Raw genomic sequence first — 24261 nt, 5'->3', positions numbered from 1 at the left:
ATCCACTCACCTCGACCCACCGGGATAGCCAGTCCCGCGCTGTTCCACGCGCTTCCCCCCAATCGGGATAGGGGCGGTCAGTTAACCTGACCGATCCCCTCCCACACCACCCGGCATGCGGGTCCGCACCGGGCGGTTGGAATGGTTGAGGTTGCCGGGCTTGTGTTGCTCCCGACCCGACACCCAGGTTCGCTGTTGTCTGCTTCACCGAAACTGATTCCTCGCTGCCTGGGCCTGTCGGGCTTCACCCTATCCACCGTTCGGCGAGCTTCACTTACGCGAACATCTGAGGCTATTCACTTCCGAGAACCAGAGGGCTTGCCCTCCCATTCCTTCGGCCCTTCGCTGGCAGCTTTAGCCTTCCCGGCCACACCACCTCACTACTACGGCCTCTGCTGACTTCTCGCTCCGGTCTGCACCGTCGCCCTTTCAGGCACAAGGCGAGATCTCCCCAGGTAAGAACGCACTCCTTCATCGCACAACCGCCGTATTTACGCCGCTTCGCTTTGGTCACGAGAGCTTTGCGGTTTGTTGCCCGCTCGCCCTACTCGGCAGCGCCTTCTATACGGTTCTTGTCCATCGGCTCGCGATTTACGCTCCACGCTTCCTCCCCACACTCGGTCGCCCTCATGCAGTTGCGCTTCACTTCATTCGCCATGACCAGCTTATGGCGGGACTTTCACCCGCAGGAGTGCGCCCATGCTGGGCGCACAACAAAAACGGCGTGTTTCACGTGAAACACGCCGTCCGTTTCCCGCCTCGGGACCGCTCGCTCAAGCCGTCTTCTTCGCCAACCCGAGGTAGGTTTCGATCACGCGCGGGTTCTGTGCAAGCTCGGCAGCCGGCCCTTCCAGCGCAAACTCGCCCGTCTCCAGCACATAACCGTAGTCCGAGATCTGCAACGCAGCGCGGGCGTTCTGTTCGATCAACAGCGTCGCGACGCCCGTGCCACGCAGCGCGCTGATGATATGAAAGATCTCCTTCACGATCAGCGGCGCGAGCCCGAGACTCGGTTCGTCGAGCATCAGCAGGTCGGGCTTGCCCATCAGCGCGCGCCCGACCGCGAGCATCTGCCGCTCGCCGCCCGACAACGTACCGGCCGCCTGCTTGCGTCGCTCCATCAAGCGCGGAAACAGCGCGAACACGTGATCGAGCTGATCGAGGAAGTTCGCCTCCCCGGCCTGCTTGCGGCGATACGCGCCCAGCACGAGGTTATCCTCGACCGTCATCGTGCTGAACAGCTCGCGCTTCTCCGGCACCAGGCACATCCCGCGCGCGACGCGCTGCTCGATCGGCAATGCGCCGACGTCGTCGCCGCGGTACACGACCGCGCCCGACGCGTGCCCGGTGACCGGCAACGCGCCCATGATCGCGTTCAGCAAGGTCGACTTGCCGGCGCCGTTCGGGCCGATCACGCTGACGATCTGCCCCGCACCGACCTTGATTGCCGCGCCGTGCAGCGCCTCGACCTTCCCGTAGCGGACCGCCAGCCCGCGCACTTCGAGAATCGGCATTGTCGTGTCCGCCATCACTCCACCCCGCCCAGATACGCTTCGAGCACCGCCGGATCCTGCTGCACGTCCTGCGGCAGCCCTTCGGCGATCCGCGTGCCGAACTCCATCACCACCAGCCGGTCGGTGAGGTTCATCACGAAATCCATGTCGTGTTCCACGAGCAACACGCTCATCCCTTCCGATTTCAGCCGTCGCAGCAGGTCCGCAAGCTGCTGCTTTTCCTTGTAGCGCAGCCCCGCCGCCGGTTCGTCGAGCAGCAGCAGCGTCGGATCGCAGCACAGCGCGCGGGCGATTTCGAGGATCCGCTGCTGGCCGAGCGCAAGGCTGCCCGCTTCGTCGTACATATGCTGCTCAAGGCCGACACGGCGGATCTGGCGCGCGGCTTCCGCCAGCAGCTGCGCTTCCTCATGCGCATTGAGCCGCGCGACGCTGCGCCACACGCCCGTATGGCCGCGCAGGTGCGCGCCGATCGCGACGTTTTCGAGCACCGTCATCCCCGGCAGCAGCTTCACATGCTGGAACGTGCGGCCGATCCCGCGCCGCACGATCTGGCGCGACGTCAGCCCGTCGATGCGCTCGCCGCGGAACGTGATCGCGCCGGCCGTCGGCTGCAGCACGCCCGTCACGAGGTTGAAGGTGGTCGACTTGCCTGCGCCATTCGGGCCGATCAGCCCGATGATCTGCCCCGCCTTCACATCGAAGCTGACGTCGTTGACGGCCACCAGGCCGCCGAACTGCTTGCGCGCCTTGTCGACGACCAGCAGCGGCTCGCCGGCTGCCGGCCGTTCGCGCTGCGGCAGCGGGTCCGCCTGCTCGGGCACATGCGCGCCGGGCCCGCGCGGAAACAGCTTCGCGACGAACGGCCAGACGCCCTGCCGCGCGTACTGCAGCAGCAGCACCATCAGCACGCCGAACACGATGATCTCGAAGTTGCCTTCCGAGCCGAGCAGCTTCGGCAGCAGCGTCTGCAGATAGTCCTGCAGCACGGTCAGGATCGCTGCGCCGAGCACCGCGCCCCACAGATGCGACACGCCGCCGACCACCGCCATGAACAGGAATTCGATCCCGTGATTCAGGCCGAACGGGGTCGGATTCACCGCGCGCTGCAGGTGCGCGTACAGGAAGCCCGACACCGCCGCGAGCACGGCCGCGTAGACGAAGATCACGACGCGCATCCACGCGGTGTTCACGCCCATCGCCTCGGCCATCACGCCGCCGCCGCGCAGCGCGCGGATCGCGCGGCCGGGCCGGCTGTTCAGCAGGTTCTGCACCGACACGATCGCGGCCAGCACGACGGCCCAGATCAGGAAATACAGGCTGCGGCCGGTGTCGAGCGCGAGGCCGAACAGGCTCAGCGCCGGAATCCCGTTGATCCCGTCGTACTTGCCCAGCATCTCGAGGTTGCCGAACAGGTAGAACAGCGCGAGGCCCCACGCGATCGTGCCGAGCGGCAGGAAGTGCCCGGACAGCCGCATCGTGACCGCGCCGAGCACCAGCGCGACGAGCGCCGTCAGCACGACGCCGACGATCAGCGCGAGCCACGGCGACACGCCGTATCGCGTCGTCAGGAACGCCGTCGCGTACGCGCCGATGCCGACGAACGCGGCCTGCCCGAAGCTCGTCATCCCGCCGACGCCGGTCAGCAGCACGAGCCCGATCGCGACGATCGCGTACAGGCCGATGTAGTTCAGCAGCGTGATCCAGTACTCGGGCACCTGCAGCACGCCCGGCAGCACCGGCAGCGCGAACAGCACCACGAGAAACACCCAGAAGGTCTTGTTGCGTACCATCGTCGTCTTCATCGCGTCACTCCTCGTCCTCTTCCGCGTGCGGCGTCGCGAAGCTGCGCCACAGCAGCACCGGAATGATCAGCGTGAACACGATCACCTCCTTGTACGAACTCGCCCAGAACGACGAATACGATTCGAGCACGCCGACCAGCAGCGAACCGGCCGCCGCCAGCGGATAGCTGACGAGCCCGCCGATGATCGCGCCGACGAAGCCCTTCAGCCCGATCAGGAAACCGGAGTCGTAGTAGATCGTCGTCAACGGGCCGACCAGGATCCCGGACAGCACGCCGAGCGCGGCCGCCAGCGTGAACGCGAGCCGCCCCGCTTCCGTCGTGCCGATACCGACGAGCCGCGCGCCGAGCCGGTTCACCGACGTCGCGCGCAGCGCCTTGCCGGCGATCGTGCGACCGAAGTAGACATAGAGCGCCGCGATCAGCACCAGCGCCGTGACGACCACCACGATGCTCTGTGCGGACACCGCGAGGCTGCCGATCGACAGCGACGCATCCGAGAACGCGTTGGTGCGCGACCCTTCGGCGCCGAACATCACGAGCCCGAGGCCGACCATCGCGAAGTGGACGGCGACCGATACGATCAGCAGCAGCAGCGTCGTGCCCTCGGCGATCGGCTGGTACACGAGCCGGTAGACGAACGGCCCCATCGGCACGACGATCGCGAGCGTCAGCGCGATCTGCGCCAGCATCGGCAGCGGCTGCGCGGCGAAGCTGCGCGTCAGCGCGAACACCGCGAGCGGCAACAGCACGTAGCGGCTGCCGAGCGTCGCCAGCGTGCGGCCGAGCTGGCGGCGGCGCTCGCGATGCCGGATCAGGCCGCCGACTTCGAGCAGGAAGCACGCGATGCCCATCACGAACAGTAGCCAGCAGGTGGCGGGAAATTTTTGCGCCTGCAACGCGGCGAGCGTCAGTGCGCCGTAGGCGACGAACTCACCCTGGGGAATGAAGATCACCCGCGTGACGGAAAACACCAGCACGAGCGCCAGCGACAGCAATGCGTAAATGGCGCCGGTCGTGATGCCGTCTTGAGCGAGGATCGCCGCAATCGAGAGATCCATACGTTTCGTGTATCGAGAAGGCTGCGGAAAACTGCGGACTGGAACCGCGCGGGCGCGCGCAACGCAGGCGCATGCGGCGGACGCGGTTCCACACGGCGCGGACGCGGCGCCCGGGCGCGCGTCCGGCCGACGGCGTGTGCGGCAGCATCCGCGCCGCACACGCCGGTTTCACGTGACACTCATTCGGCCTGCAACTTCCACTTGCCGTCGACGATCTGCACCATCACGCGTGCACGCGTGTCGAAGCCGTTGTGATCGGTCGGCGTCATGTTGATCACACCGTGCGAGACCGGCAGGTCCTTCACGTTCTCGATCGCGGCACGCAGCGCCTCACGGAACGCCTCGGTGCCCGGCTGGGCCTTCTTCAGCGCTTCCGGAATCGCGCGCTGCAGCAGCAGCCCCGCGTCCCACGCATGGCCGCCGAAGGTCGCGAGCGAGCCGGCGCCATAGGCCTTCTCGTAGGCGGCCTTGTACGCGAGCGCAGGCTTCTTCACTGGATTCGAATCGGGCAGCTGGTCGGTGACGAGCACCGGGCCCGCCGGCAGGATCTCGCCTTCGCAGTCCTTGCCGCACACGCGCAGGAAGTCGTTGTTCGCGACGCCGTGCGTCTGGTAGACCTTGCCCTTGTAGCCGCGCTCCTTCAGCGTCTTCGCCGGCAGCGCCGCCGGCGTGCCGGAACCGGCGATCAGCACCGCGTCGGGGTTCGAGCCGATCAGCTTCAGCACCTGCCCCATCACCGACGCGTCGGTCCGCGCGTAGCGCTCGTTCGAGACGATCTTGATGCCGTTCTTCGCGGCGGCCGCGCTGAAGGTGTTGTACCAGCTGTCGCCGTACGCGTCGGCGAAGCCGATGAAGCCGACCGTCTTCACGCCGTGCTTGGCCATATAGCCGGCGATCGCGTCGGCCATCAGCTGGTCGTTCTGCGGCACCTTGAAGCTCCAGGCGCGCTTCGCGTCCATCGGCGAGATGATCTGCGCGCTCGCCGCGAGCGAGATCGTCGGCGTCTTGCCCTGCGATACCGGGTCGAGCATCGCGAGCGAGTTCGGCGTGACGGACGAACCGATGATCGCGTCGACGTGATCCTCGTCGATCAGCTTGCGCACGTTCTGCACCGCGCGGCTCGTGTCGGACGCGTCGTCGAGCACGATGTACTGCACGCTCTTGCCGGCGATTTCCTTCGGCAGCAGCGCGATCGTGTTCTTTTCCGGAATGCCGAGCGACGCGGCCGGCCCGGTGGCCGACAGCGTCACGCCGATCTTCACCTGCGCCGACGCGCTCGCCGCTGCGCACGCGAGGCCCACCGCCAGCACGGCCTCCATCCATCGATTCATCTTCATTTAGCTTGTCTCCAAACGCTGCTCGAAAAATCCGCGGGTCGCTCGGGCGGCTCCCGGTCCTCAAACAAGTTAATAATTTAACTATCTCGCATCGCCCCGCCTACGCTCGTTTTCCCGTGAAACGCCCCGACCGCTGCACGGCAACGCGCGAACGTTCTCCCGTCACGATGCGCAGCGGCAGTGTCGTCAGGATGAAGCGATGTGAAATTCTGGAAATGATCGTTGCGGACGCAACGATCGTCGGCGTGCACGCGAATGCGGCGCGGCACGGCGCCCGACGAGACGGCGGGAAAGCGCCGGCTCATGCGGCTCGCGAACCCGTGAAACCGGCGCGGAGCATGGGCTCCGTACGGGCGGATGCGCAGACAACGACCCGCAGCGGCGATCTTGCGCAGGCAACGCGCGTACAGGCCGCAGGACGGCCCGCAGACACCGCGACGCCCCTACCCGTGCGCGACGACGCGCGAGCGGCGCCAGCCGCCCTTTCTGCCCCGATCCATCGTCCTGCGCTTGTCATTCAACCGCACTCCCTGTTCTGCATTCTGCTTGTAGGAGAACTGCCGACCGATTTTCCCGACCGCCCGGTCGGTGAAAGGCGAGTGTAACGGACGGATTTTGCGCACGCCAACCGGGTAAGCCCGGACGACCGGGCGCCGGCGAGCGGTTGGCGCAGGCGGAAAAACGAGGAACGGGAGAAAGCGCGACGACGCGTGCGCGCGAACAAACGGCAACGCGCCGGTCGACGCATGCTTGTCCGGCGAAAATCCGGCGTACAAATGAAAAAGCGCTGTTGGATTCCGTCCAACAGCGCTTTGGGGTCCGGGCACTTTGTGCCTCGATTGTCTCCTCGTTCTCCACCTGCAAAATTCGTTTCGCGGTGCATCAGAACTGAAACGAATATTAAAGATGCTGACCGGGCACGGCAACTTAGCATTTACCCCTATGGTGCATCGCCGCACGAAATTGGGGCACCAGCTTGCCGCGCGGCACCGGCCCGGGCCTGCCGCCGGGGCCGCGCCGACGATGCCGGATGGTGCTTCGCATCAACGCCGGCCACCGCGCTGCCGCGCCGCTACGATGCCCGGAGCGGTTTGACCCGCGCGATCATCTCGCCGACGATCCCGCGCCGGAACGCCAGCACGCACGCAATGAAGATCAGCCCGGTGACGATCGTCGCCGATTCGCCGAGCGAATGAAACCAGCCGATGCCGGTGGTCGACGCGAGCCATTCGCCGATATCGCCGAGACGATCTTCGAGCGCGACGATCAACGCCGCGCCGAGCAGCGGGCCGAACAGCGTGCCCATCCCGCCGACGAGCGTCATCAGCACGACGAGGCCCGACATCGTCCAGTACGCGTCGGACAGCGTCTCGAAGCCGAGCACCAGCACCTTCAGCGAGCCGGCCAGCCCCGCGAGCCCCGCCGACAGCACGAAGGCGAGCAACTTGAAGCGGTCGGTGTCGTAGCCGAGCGAGATCGCGCGCGCCTCGTTCTCCTTGATCGCGATCAGCACCTGGCCGAACGGCGAATGGACGACGCGCACGATGAACGCGCACGCGGCGACGATCACGGCCAGCACCACGTAGTACAGCGCGACGTCGTTCGACAGGTCGAGCAGCCCGAACAGCCGGCCGCGCGGCACGCCCTGCAGCCCGTCCTCGCCGTGCGTGAACGGCGCCTGCAGGTAGATGAAGTAGACCATCTGCGCGAACGCGAGCGTAATCATCGCGAAGTAGATCCCCTGCCGGCGGATCGCGAACAGGCCCACCGCGAGCCCGAGCAGCGTCGCGGCCACGGTGCCCGCGAGCACGCCGAGTTCGGGCGTGAAGCCGAGCGTCTGCATCGAATAGCCGGTCGCATAGCCGGCCGTCGCAAGGAACATCGCATGGCCGAACGACAGCAGCCCCGTATAGCCGATCAGCAGGTTGAACGCGGCCGCGAACAGGGCGAACGCGAGCACCTTCATCACGAACACCGGATACGCGCCGATGAACGGCGCGACGAGCAGTGCGGCGAGCAGCACGCCGTAGAGCACTTTTCTCTGCATCATTTTTCCTTGCCGAACAGGCCCGCCGGGCGGATCAGCAGCACGATCGCCATGATCACGAACACGACCGTCGCCGACGCTTCGGGGTAGAACACGCGCGTGAAGCCCTCGATCACGCCGAGCAGCAGGCCCGTGACGATCGAGCCGAGGATCGATCCCATCCCGCCGATCACGACCACCGCGAACACGGTGATGATCATCGGCTGGCCCATCAGCGGCGACACCTGGATCACCGGCGCGGCCAGCACGCCGGCGAACGCGGCGAGCGCGACGCCAAAGCCGTAGGTGAGCGTGATCATCATCGGCACGTTCACGCCGAACGCCTCGACCAGCTTCGGATTCTCGGTGCCCGCGCGCAGGTAGGCGCCCAGGCGCGTCTTCTCGATCACGAACCAGGTCGCGAGACACACCGCGAGCGACGCGACGACGACCCACGCGCGGTAGTTCGGCAGGAACATGAAGCCGAGATTGGTCGCGCCGGACAGCTGCGAGGGCACGTCGTACGGCTGCCCCGACGAGCCGTAGATCGAGCGGAACACGCCTTCGACGACCAGCGTCAGGCCGAATGTCAGCAGCAGCCCGTACAGGTGATCGAGCTTGTACAGCCAGCGCAGCATCGAGCGCTCGACCAGGATCCCGAACGCACCGACGATCAGCGGCGCGAGCACGAGCATCGCCCAGTACGGCAGCCCGAAATACGACAGCCCCATCCACGCGAGCATCGCGCCCAGCATGAACAGCGCGCCGTGCGCGAAGTTGATCACGTTGAGCAGCCCGAAGATCACCGCGAGCCCGAGGCTCAGGATCGCGTAGAACGAGCCGTTGACGAGCCCGAGCAGCAGCTGGCTCAGCATCGCGGGCAACGGAATGCCAAAGATTTCCATCGACTTTGCCGTCAGAATGAGTTTCGTTGCGCACGCAACCTTTCATGAATCGCGCGCGCGGGCGGCGCCACGGGCACGTCGCGGCGGCCGCAGGCCCGCGGCACGCGCTACGCGCGCCGCGGCGTCATGCCTACTTCCACAGCGCGCAGCGCGATTCCTGCTTGGTCGCGAATGCCTGTTCGCCCGGAATCGTCGCGAGCACCTTGTAGTAGTCCCAGGGCTCCTTCGACTCGGACGGCTTCTTCACCTCCATCAGGTACATGTCGTGGATCATGCTGCCGTCCTGGCGGATGTAGCCCTTCGCGTAGAAGTCGTTGATCTTCATCTTCTTCAGCTCGGCCATCACCTTGTCGGAGTCGGTCGTGCCGGCGGCCTGCACGGCCTTCAGGTAGGTCGTCACCGACGAATAGTCGGCCGCCTGCAGGCTCGACGGCATCTTCTTCATCTTGCCGAAGTAGCGCTGCGCCCACTGGCGCGAGGCCGCGTCGCGGTTCCAGTACCAGCTGTCGGTCAGCACGAGGCCCTGCGTCGTCTCGAGGCCGAGGCTATGCACGTCGTCGATGAACATCAGCAGCGCGGCGATCTTCATCGTCTTCGTGATGCCGAATTCCTTCGCGGCCTTGATCGAGTTGATCGTGTCGCCGCCCGCGTTCGCGAGGCCGAGGATCTGCGCCTTCGACGACTGCGCCTGCAGCAGGAACGACGAGAAGTCCGACGCGGACAGCGGATGGCGCACCGAGCCGAGCACCTGTCCGCCGTTCGCCTTCACGACATCCGACGTGTTCTTCTCGAGCGCCTTGCCGAACGCGTAGTCGGCGGTCAGGAAGAACCACGTCTTGCCGCCCTGCTTCACCACCGCCGAGCCGGTGCCCTTCGCGAGCGCCATCGTGTCGTATGCGTAGTGGACCGTGTACGGCGTGCACTGCTCGTTGGTCAGCGTGTCGGCGCCCGCGCCGATGTTGATGTAGACCTTCTTCTTCTCGGCCGCGACCTGGTTCATCGACAGCGCGGTGGCCGAGTTCGTGCCGCCGACCAGCAGGTCGAGCCCGCCGCGGTCCATCCATTCGCGCGCCTTCGACGCGGCGATGTCGGCCTTGTTCTGGTGATCGGCGTAGACGACCTCGATCGGCTTGCCGAGCACCTTGCCGCCGAAATCGGCGACCGCCATGCGGATCGCCTCGAGGCCGCCCTGCCCGTCGATGTCCGCGTAAAGCCCCGACATGTCGGTGATGAAACCGATCTTCACGCTATCCGCGGCATGCGCGGCGCCGGCGGTGAATGCGGCGCTCGCGAGCGCAAGGCAAGCGTGTGCGAGGGTCTTCATTTTCATTGACGTCTCCTGTTGTTCTGATGCGTTGTGGTTATTCGACGGCCGCCACGGCTAGCGGCAACGGAAACGGGGCGGCGTCACACCCCGAGCAGGTCGTGGAGGATCGGCATCTTGCCTTCCAGTTCGGTGGCGCGGAAATGCTCGACGATGCGGCCGTGCTCCATCACGTAGAAGCGGTCGGCGAGCGGCGCGGCGAAACGGAAATTCTGTTCGACCATCACGATCGTGTAGCCGCGCGACTTCAGCGCGACGATCATGCGCGCGAGCGCCTGCACGATCACCGGCGCGAGACCTTCCGAAATCTCGTCGAGCAGCAGCAGGTTCGCGCCCGTGCGCAGGATCCGCGCCACCGCGAGCATCTGCTGCTCGCCGCCGGACAGCCGCGTACCCTGGCTCTGCCGGCGCGATGCGAGGTTCGGGAACATCGCGTAGATCTCGTCGAGCGGCATCGCGTGCTCGCGCGGCCCGATCAGCGGCGGCAGCATCAGGTTCTCCTCGCACGACAGGCTCGAGAAGATCCCGCGCTCCTCCGGGCAGTAGCCGACGCCGAAATGCGCGATGCGATGCGTGGCGAGGCCGATCGTCTCGTTGCCCGCGACCTTGATCGAGCCGCTGCGCCGGCCGGTGAGGCCCATGATCGCGCGCAGCGTCGTCGTGCGGCCCGCGCCGTTGCGGCCGAGCAGCGTGACGACCTCGCCGCGGTGCACGCTCAGGTCGACGCCGTGCAATATGTGGGATTCCCCGTACCAGGCTTCGAGCCCCGTGATCTCCAGCGCGGGCGTACCGCTTTCGACGCCGCTCAATTCGCGTTCCTCCCGTTCGCTGTGCTTCATGCGTGGGCTCCCGCGAGCGCCGCGTCGGCGCTGCCCATGTAGGCCTCGATCACGAGCGGGTTCTTCGACACCTCCGCATACGAGCCTTCGGCGAGCACCTCGCCGCGCTGCAGGACGGTGATCGTGTCGGAGATGCCGGCGATCACGTTCATGTTGTGCTCGACCATCAGGATCGTGCGGCCGCTCGCGACCTTCTTGATCAGCGCGGTCACGCGGTCGACGTCCTCGTGGCCCATCCCTTGCGTGGGCTCGTCGAGCAGCATCAGTTCGGGCTCCATCGCGAGCGTCGTCGCGATCTCGAGCGCGCGCTTGCGCCCGTATGCGAGCTCGACGGTCGGCACGTTCGCGAAATCGGTCAGGCCGACCTGCGTGAGCAGGTCCATCGCGCGATCGTCGAGGCGCCGGAGCGTGCGCTCGCTGCGCCAGAAGTGGAATTCGGTGCCGAGCGCGCGCTGCAGGCCGATGCGCACGTTCTGCAATGCCGTGAGATGCGGGAACACCGCCGAGATCTGGAACGAGCGGATGATGCCGCGCCGGGCGACCTGCGCGGGACGCTCGTCGGTGATGTCGATCCCGTTGAAGACGATCTGGCCGGCCGTCGGCGTCAGGAACTTGGTCAGCAGGTTGAAGCAGGTGGTCTTGCCCGCCCCGTTCGGTCCGATCAGCGCATGGATCGCGCCGCGGCGCACACGCAGGTTGACGCCATTCACGGCGGTGAAGCCCCTGAATTCCTTCGTCAGTCCGCGTGTTTCCAGAATCGTGTCGCCGAGAATCATGTTCCCTTCCGTACGAAGTCAGGCGAAGCACCGGGAGGATTCGCGCAAGCGGCCGCGAACAGTCAGCGGATCGGCGGGCTGCCCCCGGACGCCGTATTACGCCTCGAGGGTGGTCTCCCGCGCCGACGCGTATGCACACTGCGCGTCATTGTCGCGCCGTTGGTGCAGTGCAATCATCGGGATTTGCACTTATAGGGCTGGCCGCGATGCCGGCGCGCCCGTGCACGGTTTTCGGCGTGTTTTTCCGTGGCTGCGCGCGTGCCCGACACGCGTGCGAACGGCGTCGTATCGACAAACAAGCCGCGCAAGCGCGCGGCGTGCACGAATCGTGCAGGGCCGATCGCCGTCGCCGCGTGCGATTCTTCGCTATGCGAATCAGCGGACCGTCACGACGACGGGATGACCGCCCGCCACCGTTTCGTCACGCAACCGTCACGGCCGCATCGGTGCGCACCGGCGTCGCGTCGTGCGCCGCGCGGCGATCGGCACGGATCATGTCGCTCGCGCGTTCGGCGATCATCAGCGTCGGCGAATTGGTGTTGCCCGACGTGATGAACGGCATCACCGACGCATCGACGATCCGCAGCCCCGCGATGCCGCGCACGCGCAGCCGGCTGTCGACGACCGCGCGTTCGTCGTCCGCGCGACCCATCCGGCACGTGCCGACCGGATGGAAGATGGTCGTGCCGACCGCGCCTGCCGCCTGCTGCAATTCCGCTTCGGTCTGGTAGCGCGGACCGGGCAGGATTTCTTCGGGACGATAGCGCGCGAGCGCCGGCGCGGACGCGATGCGGCGCGTCAGTCGCAGCGCGTTCGCGGCGACGCGGCGATCGTAGTCGGTCGCCAGGTAGTTCGGCGCGATCACGGGCGCCGCGTGCGGATCCGCACTCGCGACGTGCACGCTGCCGCGCGAGGTCGGCCGCAGATGGCACACGGATGCGGTAAATGCATTGAAACGGTGCAGCGGCTCGCCGAAACGCTCGAGCGACAGCGGCTGCACGTGGTACTCGAGATCGGGGCTCGTCAGCGCGGGATCGTCCGGATCGGATTTCGCGAACGCGCCGAGCTGCGACGGCGCCATCGACATCGGCCCGCGCTGCAGCAGCGCATATTGGGCGCCGATCATCAGCTTGCCCCACCAGTTCGCGGCGAGCGTGTTCAGCGTGCGCACGCCTTCGACGCGAAACGCCATGCGCAGCTGCAGGTGATCCTGCAGGTTCTCGCCGACGCCCGGCAGGTCCTGCACGACGTCGATGCCGAGCGCCTGCAGCCGGCGACCGTCGCCGATGCCCGACAGTTCGAGCAGTTGCGGCGAATTCACCGCGCCCGAGGTGAGCAGCACTTCGGCGCGCGCATGCGCGACGTAGTCGGTGCCGCCGCCGCGGTATTCGACGCCGACCGCGCGCCGCCCGTCGAAGATCACGCGCTGCGCATGCGCGCCGGTGATCACGGTCAGGTTCGGGCGCGCCATCGCGGGCCGCAGGAACGCCTTCGACGTATTCCAGCGCACGCCGCGCTTCTGGTTGACCTCGAAATAGCCGACCCCGGCATTGTCGCCGCGGTTGAAATCGTCGGTCGCGGGGATGCCCGTCTGCTGCGCGGCCTGCGCGAACGATTCGAGGATCTCCCAGCGCAGCCGCTGCTTCTCGACGCGCCAGTAGCCGCCCGCGCCGTGCGCATCGCTCGCGCCCGCATGGTGATCCTCGCTGCGCTTGAAGACCGGCAGCACGCTGTCCCAGGACCAGCCCGCATCGCCCGTCTCGCGCGCCCAGCGGTCGTAGTCGTCGCGCTGGCCGCGCATGTAGATCATGCCGTTGATCGACGAGCAGCCGCCGAGCACGCGCCCGCGCGGATACGACAGCGCGCGGCCGTTGAGCCCCGCTTCGGGCTGCGTCTTGTACAGCCAGTCGGTGCGCGGATTGCCGATGCAGTACAGATAGCCGACCGGGATGTGGATCCAGTGATAGTCGTCCTTGCCGCCCGCTTCGAGCAGCAGCACGCGGATCTCCGGATCCTCGGTCAGGCGGTTCGCGAGCACGCAGCCCGCGGTGCCCGCGCCGACGATCACGTAATCGAATTCGCCCTCGAGCGTGCGTTGAGCATTCACGACGTGTCCCCTTCCTTGTTGTGCGCCGCGCGGCGCGATGCCGCCCGGCATTTCCAGCATAGTGCGCCACGCGTCGCATGCGCGGCGTTCGGCGCGTCCCTGCCGTGTATCGCCGGGTCACCGGCCGATGAAGCGTACTCCCGCTGCCGGCCGCCGATCCAATGAGTTATGCTGAACCGCGTTATAAGCCGCGCTCATATCACGACGATGGACCTCACCCTGCTCCGCGCGTTCGCGACGGTCGCCCGCGAAGGCAACCTGACGCGCGCCGCCGCGCAACTGCACCTGACGCAGCCGGCCGTGAGCCTGCGGATCAAGCATCTGCAGGAAGCGCTGGGCGTCGTGCTGTTTACGCGCACGTCGCACGGGCTGCTGCTCACGCGCGACGGCCAGACGCTGCTGCCGCATGCGGAGCGCGCGCTCGCCGCGGCCGCCGACGTCGAGCGCGCGGCCACCGCGCTGCGTCACGAGGTGCGCGGCCGGCTGCGGATCGGCACGATCCTCGATCCCGGCTTCCTGCGCCTCGGCGGCTTCCTGCGCGCGCTCGTCGAGACCCATCCGCAGATCGAGACCGCGCTGCGTCACGGCATGTCGGGCTGGGTGCTCGAACAGGTGCGCACGCAGGCGCTCGACGCCGGCTACTACATCGGCCGGCCCGGCGACGACGATCCGCGCGACGGCGCGCTGTTCCACACGGTCACGCTCACGCGCTTCCAGTACCGCGTGCTCGCGCCGGCCGGCTGGAAGGAACGCGTGCATCGCGCGCACGACTGGCGCGCCCTCGCCGCGCTGCCGTGGATCTGGACGCCGCCGGCCTCCGCGCACCACCGGCTGCTGTCGCGGCGCTTCGCGCAAGCCGGTGCGCAGCCGGTGAAGGTCGCCGAGGTCGACCAGGAACAGTCGATGCTCGACCTCGTGAAATCGGGGATCGGTCTGACGCTCGCGCGCGATTCGACCGCGCTGGCCGAGGCGCACGCCCATGCGCTGACGATCGTCGAGCGCGTGACGGTGCCGACCGAGCTGAGCTTCGTGACGCTCGCCGCGCGGCGCGACGAGCCCGCGATTGCGGCCGCGCTTGCGTTGATCGAGGCGCAATGGGCGATATGAGCGGCGCTGATGAAACGATGCGACGTGCTGCACAGGGCGCAGCGCTGCCACTGCGGCAGGCCGCGCGTCGTTTCGCCGCGCGGCGCCCGGGCCATGCCGGCGTCACGCCGCCGTCGCGGCGTTTTTGCTAGATTGTGCGTTCGCACACTCGCGAGACCCTTGTCGATCGAAGGAGACCCGCATGGCCCGCAACATCGAGATCAAAGCCCGCGCCCGTGAGTTCGAGCGGCTGCGCGAACAGGCGGCTACGCTCGCGACCGAAGCGCCGCTGTTCTATCGCCAGCAGGACTTCTTCTACGACGTGCCGCGCGGCCGGCTGAAGCTGCGCCGCTTCGAGGACGGCACGCCGGCCGAGCTGATCTTCTACCAGCGCGACGACCGCGACGGCCCGAAGGCGTCGTACTACACGCGCAGCCCGGTAACGAACCCCGACGCGATGCATGCGCTGCTCGCCACCGCGCTGACCACGCGCGGCATCGTCACGAAGGAGCGCCACGTGTATCTCGCGGGACGCACGCGGATCCACCTCGACCGCGTCGACGGCCTCGGCGACTTCATCGAGCTGGAAGTCGTGCTCGGCCCCGACGACGACGAAGCGGGCGGCGAAGCCGAGGCGCACGACGTGTTCACGAAGCTCGGCGTGTCGCCGGACGACCTGGTCGCGGTCGCGTACGTCGACCTGCTGAACGCGGACGCGCAGGAACAGGCGGCCTGATCCGGCCCCGCCGGCGACGGCGCGCTGCGCCGCCGCTTCAGGCGGCGCCCGGCGCCAGATGCGCGAGCGGCAGCGCGCCGTTGCGCTTGAAGGTCGTCAGCACGATGTTCGAGCGCACGCTGTCGACGCCCGGCACGCGCATCAGCTTCTTCATCACGAACTGCGACAGCGCGTTCAGGTCCGGCGCGACGATCCGCAGCAGATAGTCGGCATCGCCGACCACCGCATGACATTCGAGCACTTCGGGCAGCACGTCGATCTGCTGCTGGAACTGCTCGATGATCGAATCGCCGTGATGCTTCAGCTTCAGGCTCGTGAACGCGGTCACGCCGAGCCCGAGCTTTTCGGGCCGCAACATCACGCGATAGCCTTCGATCACGCCCGCGGCCTCGAGCCGCTGCAGCCGCCGGCCGATCTGCGACGGCGACAGCGGCACCTCCTCGCCGAGCTGCTGGTGCGTCGCGCGGCCGAAGCGCTGCAGCACGTCCAGCAGCGCGAGATCGAAGTGATCGAGTTCCAGCATGTTCATTCTCCGCATGATTCGACGATTTGATGCGCGATTATCGCATCATCAGGTGAATCAGCGCCAACTTTGCGCCCAATCCGCGCGCACCCCGCTCTACACTTGCATGTCTCTCAACTCCAGCCGTGCAGAGCCTGATCATGTCCACCGTCGTCACCGCGAAACTGCAGGAGCAGTTCGATGCGGGCCTCGAAACCCGCGCCGATTTCACCATCGACCAGCCGCTCGCGCGTTACGGCCGGGTCGACCACGCGGTGTGGCAGCAGCTCTATGCACGCCAGTCGGCGCTGCTGCGCGGACGCGCGTGCGACGCGTTCGTCGCAGGCCTCGGGAAGATCGAGCTGCCCGCCGATCGCGTGCCGTCGTTCGCCGACGTGAACCGCCAGCTGAAGCCCGCGACAGGCTGGGAAATCGTCGCGGTGCCGGGCCTCGTGCCCGACCGCGTGTTCTTCGAGCATCTCGCGAACCGGCGCTTTCCGGTCACCTGGTGGATGCGCCGCCCGGACCAGCTCGACTACCTGCAGGAACCCGACTGCTTCCACGACCTGTTTGGCCATGTCCCGCTGCTGATCGAGCCGGTGTTCGCCGACTACATGCAGGCATACGGCCGCGCCGCGCTGGCGGTCGCCGACGACGCGGCAGCGCTCGCGCGGCTCGCGCGCCTGTATTGGTACACGGTGGAATTCGGGCTGATCCGCGATCCGCGCGGCCCGAACGGCTTGTCGATCTACGGCGCCGGCATCGTGTCGAGCAAGGGCGAGAGCCTGTACAGCGTCGAAAGCGCGGCGCCGAACCGGCTCGGCTTCGACCTCGAGCGCGTGATGCGCACGCAATACCGGATCGACACGTTCCAGAAGACCTACTTCGTGATCGACGACTTCGCGCAGCTGTTCGCGCTCGCCGGCGTCGACGGGCGCGCGCTCGCGGCCCGGCTCGCGGGGCTGCCGGAAATCGCGGCCGGCGCGGTGCTCGACAGCGATCGCGTGCTGCATCGCGGCACCGGCGAAGGCTGGCCGGACGACGCCGACGCGTGAGCGCCGGCGAACCGACGCGTGTCTGCCAACTATGAAAGAATGACCGATGCCGGCTTCGCCGCGCGGCGCGTGCCGCGCGCGAGCGCCGTTACCGAACGAGGTGCAACATGATCCACAAGCTCACATCAGAAGAACGCAAGACCCAGCTCGAACGCGTGCCGCAGTGGTCGGCCGTGCCGGGCCGCGACGCGATCCAGCGCAGCCTGCGCTTCGCCGATTTCAACGAGGCATTCGGCTTCATGACGCGCGTCGCGATCAAGGCGCAGGAAATGAACCACCATCCGGAATGGTTCAACGTCTACAACCGGGTCGACGTGACGCTGTCGACGCACGACGCCGACGGCCTGACGCAGCGCGACATCGACCTCGCGCTGTTCATCGACCAGGCCGGCGCACACGCGCACCCGGGCGCCTGACCGGCGGCCCGCATGCGATCGCGCGCCCGTCCCGCCACCGGGTGTAACGCCCGGTTACAGGATTCGGACGCGCGGCGCGGTTTCGACGCGCGCCACGTCAACTTTTCATTTCGATGAACGTTTTCTAGGATGTACTCAGCGAAAGCCTTCAGCTTTCCAAGCCATCCTTAAGGCGCACGTAAGTCTCGTACGCTTTCCGCGCCTTGGGGTCCAAACCTTCCAGTTGCAGCGCGCTTCCGCGCTGTACAATCAGCAGCGCATACGGCTTGGAGAGCGCGCTGGCCTCTTCGCAGAGTTTGAGTTCGTCGCCGCTCGACGGCGAGCGGGCGCGCCAGAAATTGATCGCGGCTTCGAGGTCGTGGATCGAAATATCGGACATGATTGGATGTAATCGTTCGCTGGCCGCCATGCTTGATGTCAGGCGATGCGGCGCCCCTGTGGAAACGGCGTCGTGCTGTCCGCGTGCCTGAACCGCCAACCCATTGTACTTGAGCGAACTTCATGCGACTCCTTCTGATCGAAGACGACCGCCCCATCGCACGCGGTATCCAGAGCAGCCTCGAACAGGCTGGCTTCACCGTCGACATGGTGCATGACGGCATCTTTGCCGAACAGGCGCTGGCACAAAACCGCCACGAACTCGTGATCCTCGACCTCGGCCTGCCGGGCATCGACGGGATGACGCTGCTCACGCGCTTCCGCCAGACCAACCGCCATACGCCGGTCATCGTGCTGACCGCACGCGACGAGCTGAACGACCGTATCCAGGGCCTGAACTCGGGCGCCGACGACTACATGCTCAAGCCGTTCGAGCCGGCCGAGCTCGAAGCGCGGATCCGCGCGGTGATGCGCCGCAGCGGCCCGCACAGCGACATGCCGCGTCCGGAAGTGTCGCTCGGCGGTGTCCGCCTGTCGGGCGTCGACCGCCGCATCTTCAACGACGACAAGCCGCTCGAACTGTCGCCGCGCGAATTCGCGGTGCTCGAAATGCTGCTGCTGCGTCACGGCCGCGTCGTCAGCAAGGCGCAGTTGCAGGACCACCTCACGCACTTCGGCGGCGATCTCGGCGACACCGCGATCGAAGTCTACGTGCACCGCGTGCGCAAGAAGCTCGAGCAGTGCCGCGTCGAAATCGTCACGGTGCGCGGCTTCGGCTACCTGCTGCAGGAAATCCGCCAGACGGCAAGCGTCTGAGCGGCAGCGCCCGGCGCTTGCCGCCGGCGCCGTCGCCCCCGCACGTCGCCGTCCGGCGTACGACCGCGCCGCTCCCCGTGAGCGGCGCTTATCCATTTGCCTGTCGAAATGTCTCCTGATCCGGCTGTGACCAGCCTGCGCCGCTCGCTGCTCCGGCGCCTCGCCGCGCCGCTGTCGATGCTCGCGCTGATGAGCGGCCTGATTGCCTACTGGCTCGCGTGGCAATACACGCAACACGTGATCGACCGCTCGCTCGCCGATCTCGCGACCGCCATCTCGAAGCAGATCCAGATCGCCGGCCCCGACGCGCCGTTCACGGTGCCGCCGCTCGCGCAGGCGATGTTCTCCGATCCGGCCGAAGCGCTGATCTACCGGATCAGCGACGGCGAGCAGGAACTCGCCGGCGATCCGAAGCTGCCGCTGCGCGGCATCAACGTGCGCCGCATGCATCACGCGTACGTGTTCGAAGCCGAATACGACAACCGTGCGGTGCGCGTCGCGCAGGTGCGCGTCGACAACGTCGAGGGCGGCAGGCCGATGGTCGTCGAGGTCGCGCAGCCGGTGCGGCACCGCTACCGGATCGCAGCCGAGTTCCTCGTCGCGATCATGATGCCGCTGCTGCTGCTGCTGCTCGCGGGCTGGGGCATCGTGTGGCGCGTCGTGAACCAGCAGCTCGGCCCGCTCACGCATCTCGCCGATTCGCTGAACCGGCAGACCCATACGTCGCTGGAACCGGTCGACGAAACCGACGTGCCGCTCGAGATCCGCCCGCTGACGAGCGCGATGAATGCATTGCTCGGCCGCCTGAAGACCGCGCTCGACGCGCAGCGCAAGTTCATCGCCGACGCCGCGCACCAGCTGCGCACGCCGCTCACGGCCGTGAAGCTGCACGCCGAGCAGGCTGCGACCGCGCGCGATCCGCAGCAGACCCTTACCGCGGTGCGCGAGCTGCGCGCGGCCGCCGACCGCGCGGTGCGGCTGTCGAACCAGCTGCTGTCGCTCGCACGTGCGGAGCCGGGCGAACAGGCCGCGCGCTTCGTCGACGTCGACCTGGCGGCAATGGCGTTCGAGACGGGCGCCGAATGGGTGCCGCGCGCGCTCGCCGCGCACGTCGATCTCGGCTTCCAGCGCAGCGACGATCCCGGCGACGACGAGACGCTGATCGTGCGCGGCAACCCCGTGCTGCTGCGCGAGGTGATCGCGAACCTGCTCGACAATGCGATGAAATACGTGCCGCTCGCGCGGCCGGACGGTGCGCGGATCACGGTGAACGTCGCGCGCGGTGCGCTCGACGGCAACCAGCCGGCCGCCGAGATCGTCGTCGAGGACAACGGCCCCGGCGTGCCCGCGAACCAGCAGGCCGACCTGTTCAAGCGTTTCTTCCGCGGCGACGCGCAGAACGGCAACGGCGTCGAGACCGGCGCGGGGCTCGGCCTCGCGATCGTCCACGACATCATTGCGATGCACGGCGGCACGGTGTCGTACGAAGACGCGCCGGAAGGCGGCTCGCGTTTCGTGGTGCGCGTGCCGCTCGCGGCACGGACGGCGAAGCCCGCCAGCGAGACGCCGGCCGCGGCGCCGACGCACTGAAGCACGCGCGGCGCGCGCCGCGCCCGCGCTTACTTCTTCTTTTTCTTGTCCTTCGCCTTCGACTCGGACTTCTTCTTTTTCTTCTTCTCGCCGTCGTCGGACGTCGCAAGCAGCGTGCCGCGGCACGCTTGCGCACCACAGTGGCACGCGTATTCGCGCTTGAGCTTCTTGGTCAGCTTCGCGTCGATCACGAGGCCGTAGTCGTAGAACAGTTCCTCTTCCGGCGCGATGTCGCGCAGCGCGTGGATGTACACGCGGCCTTCGATCTCTTCCGCCTCGCAGTTCGGCGCGCACGAGTGGTTGATCCAGCGCGCGCTGTTGCCGTCGACCTTGCCGTCGATCACGCCGCCCTCTTCCAGCGCGAAGTAGAACGTATGGTTCGGCTCGTTCGGGTCGTGCGGATGGCGGCGCAACGCTTCCTTCCACGAAATTCGTTCGCCCTTGTATTCCACTACGCGCTCGCCGGCCTTGATCGGCGACACGGCGAACACGCCTCTTCCGTGTACTCCCGAGCGGCGCACCGCGATCCTGCGTGAACTCATCGAACGAATCCTTGTGAAGACGACTTGAATGGAAGGCGGCCGCGATCACGGCCCCGCATCGCGCATGCACGGCCGCCCGAATCGGGCAGACCGGAAATGAAAACGCGGCACCGGTCGGTGCCGCGTCGGGCATGCGGCGAATCACCCGCATCCTACACGTTCGCGATTGCTTCGTTCAACATCGCGCGCACTATCGCGTGCGATCCGCGCACGCGACCGGACGCGATGATGCTCAGCGCTGGCCGAACGCGATGTCGCCGAACAGCGTCTTGTGCTCGCGCGGCTGCGAACGCCAGTACTGCGGCGGCGCCGTCACCTGCGCACCGAGTTCGGCGGCCGCGTGCCAGGGCCAGCGCGGGTCGTACAGCATCGCGCGCGCCATCGCGACGAAATCGGCATCGCCGGCCTCGACAAGCCGGTTCGCATGCGCGGGCTCGTTGATCAGGCCGACCGCGATCGTCGGCATGTCGACCGCGCGCTTCACGGCCTGCGCGAACGGCACTTGATAGCCGGGCGACAGCGGAATCTTCTGCAGCGGCGACACGCCGCCGGACGACACGTCGATCCAGTCGCAGCCGCGCCGCTTCAGCTCGTGCGCGAACGCGATCGTATCGTCGAGCTCCCAGCCGCCTTCGACCCAGTCGGTCGCGGAGACCCGCACGCCGACCGGCCGATCGTCGGGAAACGCCGCGCGCACGGTCTCGAAGATCTCCAGCGGAAAGCGCATGCGGTTCTCGCGCGAGCCGCCATACGCGTCGGTGCGCTGGTTCGCGAGCGGCGACAGGAACTGGTGCAGCAGGTAGCCGTGCGCCGCATGCACCTCGACCGCATCGATGCCGAGCCGCGCCGCGCGTTTCGCGGCCGCCGCGAATGCGTCGCGGATCCGGTTCAGCCCGGCCGTATCGAGCGCGAGCGGCGGCGTTTCGCCATCCTTGTGCGGCACGGCCGACGGCGCATGCGGCAGCCAGCCGCCGTCGGCGACGGAGACGAGCTGGCCGCCCTGCCACGGCACCGCGCTCGACGCCTTGCGCCCCGCGTGCGACAGCTGCATCGCGACGGGGATCGGCGCATGCTTGCGGATCGCGGCCAGCACCGGCTTCAGCGCGGCCTCGGTCACGTCGTCCCACAGGCCGAGGTCGCCGGCCGTGATGCGCCCGTCGGGCTCGACCGCGGTCGCCTCGATGCACAGCAGGCCCGCGCCCGACAGCGCAAGATGGCCGAGATGAATCATGTGCCAGTCGGTCGCCTCGCCGCGCTCGGCGGAGTACTGGCACATCGGGGAAATCACGATCCGGTTCGGAAGGGTCACGCCGCGCAGCGTGAACGGTGAAAACAGCGCAGTCATGGAGGCCGCTCGCGAGAAAAGGACAAGAGCGGACGAGCGTAGCACGCGGGCCGGAAGCCTGCAGGAGGCGGGGCCGGCAGTAAGCGGGTGGTCAGGAATGCGGGGGGAATGCGCGGAAAATGCGAAGCAGGACCGGCTTCGCGCATGACGCGTGCACCGCGCGACCGCGCGCACCGGCACCCGGTGCACGAAGGGATACACCTTGCGGCATCGACCGCCGCGCGCGTCAGAGCCCGACGCTATCGAGCCATTCGCCGAACATCGTTCGCGCCGCCGCTTCCAGCGCCGGGCCGTACTGTGCGGTATCGGCGCGCAGCCGGCACGCGTCGATGCCGGGCGTCGACGCGATCTCGCCGGCATTCCCGATCAGCCAGGGTTCGAAATGATCCGCGAGGATCTCCGGATGGCATTGCAGCGCCAGCACATGCTGACCCCACGCGAACGCCTGGTGGCGACAGGCCGGCGTCGCTGCGAGATGGATCGCACCGCCCGGCAGGTCGAACGTGTCGCCATGCCAGTGCAGCATCGACGTCGCCGCACCGTCGAGATGGCGCAGCGGCGACGCGCGGCCCGCGTCGGTGAGCGCCAGCGGCGCCCAGCCGAGTTCCTTCTGCGCGGCCGGATAGACGCGCGCGCCGAGCGCGCGGGCGATGAACTGCGCGCCGAGGCAGATGCCGAGGATCGGCAGTCCGGCGTCGATGCGCTGCTTCACGAGCGCCGCGAGCGGCGCGATCGTCGGATACTGCGCATCGTCGACCACGCTGATCGGGCCGCCGAGCACGACGAGCAGCGAAGGCTGGAGCACGTCGAGCACCTCGACCCGCGACGACCCGACGTCGACGTAGCGCACTCGCCGGCCCCGTTCGCCGAGCACCTGCTCGAAGCTGCCGAGGTCCTCGAAATGCACGTGGCGGATCGCCACGACTTCAGCGTTCATCACCGGCCTCCCGGTCGATCGACGGACGTCAGCCGGCGAAAATCTTCCAGGTCTTCTTCTGCGTCGCCACGTCGGCCTCTTCGTGCACCGAACAGTCGAGACGCAGATCGCTGTCGGCGAGCGTCAGCGCAAGCGCCGCGCAGTGGTGCGCCGCCTTCTTCGACGGCTTGGCCGGCTGGAAGTGCGTGCACGTCAGGCACATGCGCTGCGGCGGCGTCACGCCGGCCACCTGCAGCTCGCGCAGCGTCTTCAGCAGCGTGCGATAGAGCGCGCTCTGCTCGTCCGCGCCGAGCTTGCCGACCGATTTGGTCAGGAATTCCGGCCATTGCAGCGCCTTCTTCGCCGCGGTACGACCGCGCGCCGACAGGCGCACGGCGAGCGCGCGACCGTCGTCGAGCGCACGACGCTTCTCGACGAGCCCCTTCGTCTCGAGCGTGCTGACCGCATCGCTCGTGGTCGCTGCGGTGAGCTGCGTCTCGCGCGCGATCTCGCCGAGCCGCATCGGGCCCTTGCGCTGCAGCAGCAGCACGAGGATTTCGCCCTGCGTCGGCGTCAGGCCCGCGCCTTCCGCCCAATCCCATGCCTGGCTTCGCATGGCCGTACTCAATCGCAGCAAGCTGTGGGTCACACGACCTGCAGCCTGATTCCCGTAAACGCCTTCGCTCATAGTCTTTTCGCTTTGCCGCCGCCCGGTTTGCCGAGCGGCCGTAGTGTGGAGATCGAATATCTCAAACCGGAAGGGCTCTTTCGAACCCGTCCGACACGCCCGTCGCGAGGCACACGCGGCGGTCGCGTTCGCGGCGACCGGTAAGACACGCATCGTTCCCGGTGTCCGCAAAGCCGACATTCTAAGCGAGAGCGGAAAATCGCACAGCTAAGTTATCCCCTTCATGCTGTGGAAAATCACTGGATAACCTGAATTTTTCGTTGTGCGGCCAATATCGCACGCTTGCGGGACAGCGCGCACCGGCATTTTCCTGTTCGAATCGGCCACCGTGCGACGCGCGGCCATCCACCGGGTTATCCTGTCCGCAGACCGTTGACTTTTCAGCGGAATATCGGGTTATCCACAGAATTTCGGAAGGACTGGCAACGGTTTCGGACGGAATCGGTCCCGACCGGCATCCAGCGAATCGCGAGGCGGTCGAGCCCGTAATCTGCAAAACAT

22 protein-coding genes are annotated in these 24261 nt (G+C 67.3%); 6 read left to right on the top strand and 16 right to left on the bottom strand.

Annotation, left to right across the window (positions count from 1 at the left end; genetic code table 11):
- Window positions 1–773 precede the first annotated feature (773 nt).
- The 10 genes from WS57_RS13480 to WS57_RS13435 all read right to left on the bottom strand — a co-directional run bounded on the left by WS57_RS13480 (window position 774) and on the right by WS57_RS13435 (window position 13690).
- Complete coding sequence (locus WS57_RS13480) at window positions 774–1529, bottom strand: ABC transporter ATP-binding protein (RefSeq protein ID WP_059516069.1); 756 nt, start codon at window positions 1527–1529, stop codon at window positions 774–776.
- Window positions 1529–3316, bottom strand: a complete 1788-nt coding sequence (locus WS57_RS13475) for an ABC transporter permease subunit (RefSeq protein ID WP_069244406.1) — start codon at window positions 3314–3316, stop codon at window positions 1529–1531. Before WS57_RS13475 ends, WS57_RS13480 begins: the two co-directional genes overlap by 1 nt.
- A 4-nt stretch (window positions 3317–3320) precedes the next feature.
- Complete coding sequence (locus tag WS57_RS13470; RefSeq protein WP_040128657.1) at window positions 3321–4376, bottom strand: branched-chain amino acid ABC transporter permease; 1056 nt, start codon at window positions 4374–4376, stop codon at window positions 3321–3323.
- A 179-nt stretch (window positions 4377–4555) separates the two neighbouring features.
- On the bottom strand, window positions 4556–5713 hold the full coding sequence (locus WS57_RS13465; protein WP_009692058.1) for an ABC transporter substrate-binding protein: 1158 nt from the start codon (window positions 5711–5713) through the stop codon (window positions 4556–4558).
- Between the two features lie 1072 nt (window positions 5714–6785).
- Window positions 6786–7760, bottom strand: coding sequence for a branched-chain amino acid ABC transporter permease (locus tag WS57_RS13460; protein ID WP_040129056.1), 975 nt, complete (start codon window positions 7758–7760; stop codon window positions 6786–6788).
- Window positions 7760–8644 (bottom strand): branched-chain amino acid ABC transporter permease, encoded by an 885-nt coding sequence (locus tag WS57_RS13455; RefSeq protein ID WP_040128654.1) that lies wholly within the window; start codon window positions 8642–8644, stop codon window positions 7760–7762. The genes WS57_RS13460 and WS57_RS13455 overlap by 1 nt, the downstream gene beginning before the upstream one ends.
- A 130-nt stretch (window positions 8645–8774) precedes the next feature.
- The gene (locus WS57_RS13450) at window positions 8775–9974 is read right to left on the bottom strand and encodes an ABC transporter substrate-binding protein (RefSeq protein ID WP_059605079.1); all 1200 of its coding nucleotides are present in this window, start codon (window positions 9972–9974) and stop codon (window positions 8775–8777) included.
- 77 nt (window positions 9975–10051) lie between these two features.
- The gene (locus tag WS57_RS13445) at window positions 10052–10807 is read right to left on the bottom strand and encodes an ABC transporter ATP-binding protein (protein WP_009692053.1); all 756 of its coding nucleotides are present in this window, start codon (window positions 10805–10807) and stop codon (window positions 10052–10054) included.
- Complete coding sequence (locus WS57_RS13440; RefSeq protein ID WP_009692052.1) at window positions 10804–11583, bottom strand: ABC transporter ATP-binding protein; 780 nt, start codon at window positions 11581–11583, stop codon at window positions 10804–10806. Before WS57_RS13440 ends, WS57_RS13445 begins: the two co-directional genes overlap by 4 nt.
- 421 nt (window positions 11584–12004) lie before the next feature.
- Window positions 12005–13690: a GMC family oxidoreductase gene (locus WS57_RS13435; protein ID WP_069244405.1), complete on the bottom strand. Its 1686-nt coding sequence runs from the start codon at window positions 13688–13690 to the stop codon at window positions 12005–12007.
- Window positions 13691–13897: 207 nt separating this feature from the next.
- On the opposite strand from WS57_RS13435, the gene WS57_RS13430 reads away from it, so the two are divergent.
- Together WS57_RS13430 and WS57_RS13425 are read left to right on the top strand one after the other, a co-directional pair.
- Entirely contained in the window at window positions 13898–14797 is a 900-nt protein-coding gene (locus tag WS57_RS13430) for a LysR family transcriptional regulator (RefSeq protein ID WP_069244404.1), read from the top strand.
- 181 nt (window positions 14798–14978) lie between these two features.
- Window positions 14979–15512 carry a class IV adenylate cyclase gene (locus WS57_RS13425; RefSeq protein ID WP_069244403.1) on the top strand — a complete coding sequence of 178 codons (534 nt, stop codon included), beginning with the start codon at window positions 14979–14981 and terminating at the stop codon, window positions 15510–15512.
- Window positions 15513–15549: 37 nt separating this feature from the next.
- Here the strand turns inward: WS57_RS13425 and WS57_RS13420 are convergent, their stop codons facing one another.
- Window positions 15550–16035: an Lrp/AsnC family transcriptional regulator gene (locus WS57_RS13420; protein ID WP_006408082.1), complete on the bottom strand. Its 486-nt coding sequence runs from the start codon at window positions 16033–16035 to the stop codon at window positions 15550–15552.
- 140 nt (window positions 16036–16175) lie between these two features.
- On the opposite strand from WS57_RS13420, the gene phhA reads away from it, so the two are divergent.
- On the top strand, window positions 16176–17069 hold the full coding sequence (gene phhA / locus WS57_RS13415; protein WP_040129054.1) for a phenylalanine 4-monooxygenase: 894 nt from the start codon (window positions 16176–16178) through the stop codon (window positions 17067–17069).
- Between the two features lie 107 nt (window positions 17070–17176).
- Window positions 17177–17485 (top strand): 4a-hydroxytetrahydrobiopterin dehydratase, encoded by a 309-nt coding sequence (locus WS57_RS13410; RefSeq protein WP_009691788.1) that lies wholly within the window; start codon window positions 17177–17179, stop codon window positions 17483–17485.
- A gap of 148 nt (window positions 17486–17633) precedes the next feature.
- On the opposite strand, the gene WS57_RS13405 is transcribed toward WS57_RS13410, so the two are convergent.
- On the bottom strand, window positions 17634–17864 hold the full coding sequence (locus tag WS57_RS13405) for a DUF3717 domain-containing protein (RefSeq protein ID WP_009691787.1): 231 nt from the start codon (window positions 17862–17864) through the stop codon (window positions 17634–17636).
- A gap of 122 nt (window positions 17865–17986) precedes the next feature.
- Here WS57_RS13405 and WS57_RS13400 point away from each other — a divergent pair, with 122 nt between their 5' ends.
- Together WS57_RS13400 and WS57_RS13395 are read left to right on the top strand one after the other, a co-directional pair.
- Window positions 17987–18679 (top strand): response regulator transcription factor, encoded by a 693-nt coding sequence (locus tag WS57_RS13400; protein ID WP_006401494.1) that lies wholly within the window; start codon window positions 17987–17989, stop codon window positions 18677–18679.
- Window positions 18680–18787: 108 nt separating this feature from the next.
- Entirely contained in the window at window positions 18788–20269 is a 1482-nt protein-coding gene (locus WS57_RS13395) for a sensor histidine kinase (RefSeq protein ID WP_040128649.1), read from the top strand.
- A 29-nt stretch (window positions 20270–20298) separates the two neighbouring features.
- Here WS57_RS13395 and WS57_RS13390 read toward each other — a convergent pair whose 3' ends face one another.
- From WS57_RS13390 to WS57_RS13375, 4 genes are all read right to left on the bottom strand, one after another.
- Window positions 20299–20811 carry an SET domain-containing protein gene (locus WS57_RS13390; protein WP_040128648.1) on the bottom strand — a complete coding sequence of 171 codons (513 nt, stop codon included), beginning with the start codon at window positions 20809–20811 and terminating at the stop codon, window positions 20299–20301.
- 232 nt (window positions 20812–21043) lie between these two features.
- On the bottom strand, window positions 21044–22156 hold the full coding sequence (locus tag WS57_RS13385) for an NADH:flavin oxidoreductase/NADH oxidase (protein WP_040128647.1): 1113 nt from the start codon (window positions 22154–22156) through the stop codon (window positions 21044–21046).
- A gap of 226 nt (window positions 22157–22382) precedes the next feature.
- Entirely contained in the window at window positions 22383–23093 is a 711-nt protein-coding gene (locus tag WS57_RS13380; RefSeq protein ID WP_069244402.1) for a glutamine amidotransferase, read from the bottom strand.
- A gap of 28 nt (window positions 23094–23121) precedes the next feature.
- Window positions 23122–23760: a MarR family winged helix-turn-helix transcriptional regulator gene (locus WS57_RS13375; protein WP_009691779.1), complete on the bottom strand. Its 639-nt coding sequence runs from the start codon at window positions 23758–23760 to the stop codon at window positions 23122–23124.
- Between the last annotated feature and the right edge of the window lie 501 nt (window positions 23761–24261).

The organism is Burkholderia pseudomultivorans (genome assembly GCF_001718415.1).
GTDB lineage: Bacteria > Pseudomonadota > Gammaproteobacteria > Burkholderiales > Burkholderiaceae > Burkholderia > Burkholderia pseudomultivorans_A.
Note: the sequence above shows the minus strand (reverse complement) of the source record. Positions and strands in the feature narration are given on the sequence as shown.

Bases quoted from the DNA above. Each gene is read 5' to 3' on its own strand.
- WS57_RS13440 (WP_009692052.1), bottom strand. From the start codon at position 11,583: ATGATTCTCGGCGACACGATTCTGGAAACACGCGGACTGACGAAGGAA.
- WS57_RS13385 (WP_040128647.1), bottom strand. From the start codon at position 22,156: ATGACTGCGCTGTTTTCACCGTTCACGCTGCGCGGCGTGACCCTTCCG.
- WS57_RS13420 (WP_006408082.1), bottom strand. From the start codon at position 16,035: ATGCTGGAACTCGATCACTTCGATCTCGCGCTGCTGGACGTGCTGCAG.
- WS57_RS13405 (WP_009691787.1), bottom strand. From the start codon at position 17,864: ATGTCCGATATTTCGATCCACGACCTCGAAGCCGCGATCAATTTCTGG.
- WS57_RS13480 (WP_059516069.1), bottom strand. From the start codon at position 1,529: ATGGCGGACACGACAATGCCGATTCTCGAAGTGCGCGGGCTGGCGGTC.
- WS57_RS13425 (WP_069244403.1), top strand. From the start codon at position 14,979: ATGGCCCGCAACATCGAGATCAAAGCCCGCGCCCGTGAGTTCGAGCGG.
- WS57_RS13475 (WP_069244406.1), bottom strand. From the start codon at position 3,316: ATGAAGACGACGATGGTACGCAACAAGACCTTCTGGGTGTTTCTCGTG.
- WS57_RS13445 (WP_009692053.1), bottom strand. From the start codon at position 10,807: ATGAAGCACAGCGAACGGGAGGAACGCGAATTGAGCGGCGTCGAAAGC.
- WS57_RS13410 (WP_009691788.1), top strand. From the start codon at position 17,177: ATGATCCACAAGCTCACATCAGAAGAACGCAAGACCCAGCTCGAACGC.
- WS57_RS13465 (WP_009692058.1), bottom strand. From the start codon at position 5,713: ATGAAGATGAATCGATGGATGGAGGCCGTGCTGGCGGTGGGCCTCGCG.
- WS57_RS13450 (WP_059605079.1), bottom strand. From the start codon at position 9,974: ATGAAAATGAAGACCCTCGCACACGCTTGCCTTGCGCTCGCGAGCGCC.
- WS57_RS13455 (WP_040128654.1), bottom strand. From the start codon at position 8,644: ATGGAAATCTTTGGCATTCCGTTGCCCGCGATGCTGAGCCAGCTGCTG.
- phhA (WP_040129054.1), top strand. From the start codon at position 16,176: ATGTCCACCGTCGTCACCGCGAAACTGCAGGAGCAGTTCGATGCGGGC.
- WS57_RS13470 (WP_040128657.1), bottom strand. From the start codon at position 4,376: ATGGATCTCTCGATTGCGGCGATCCTCGCTCAAGACGGCATCACGACC.
- WS57_RS13460 (WP_040129056.1), bottom strand. From the start codon at position 7,760: ATGCAGAGAAAAGTGCTCTACGGCGTGCTGCTCGCCGCACTGCTCGTC.
- WS57_RS13400 (WP_006401494.1), top strand. From the start codon at position 17,987: ATGCGACTCCTTCTGATCGAAGACGACCGCCCCATCGCACGCGGTATC.
- WS57_RS13380 (WP_069244402.1), bottom strand. From the start codon at position 23,093: ATGAACGCTGAAGTCGTGGCGATCCGCCACGTGCATTTCGAGGACCTC.
- WS57_RS13395 (WP_040128649.1), top strand. From the start codon at position 18,788: ATGTCTCCTGATCCGGCTGTGACCAGCCTGCGCCGCTCGCTGCTCCGG.
- WS57_RS13375 (WP_009691779.1), bottom strand. From the start codon at position 23,760: ATGAGCGAAGGCGTTTACGGGAATCAGGCTGCAGGTCGTGTGACCCAC.
- WS57_RS13430 (WP_069244404.1), top strand. From the start codon at position 13,898: ATGGACCTCACCCTGCTCCGCGCGTTCGCGACGGTCGCCCGCGAAGGC.
- WS57_RS13390 (WP_040128648.1), bottom strand. From the start codon at position 20,811: ATGAGTTCACGCAGGATCGCGGTGCGCCGCTCGGGAGTACACGGAAGA.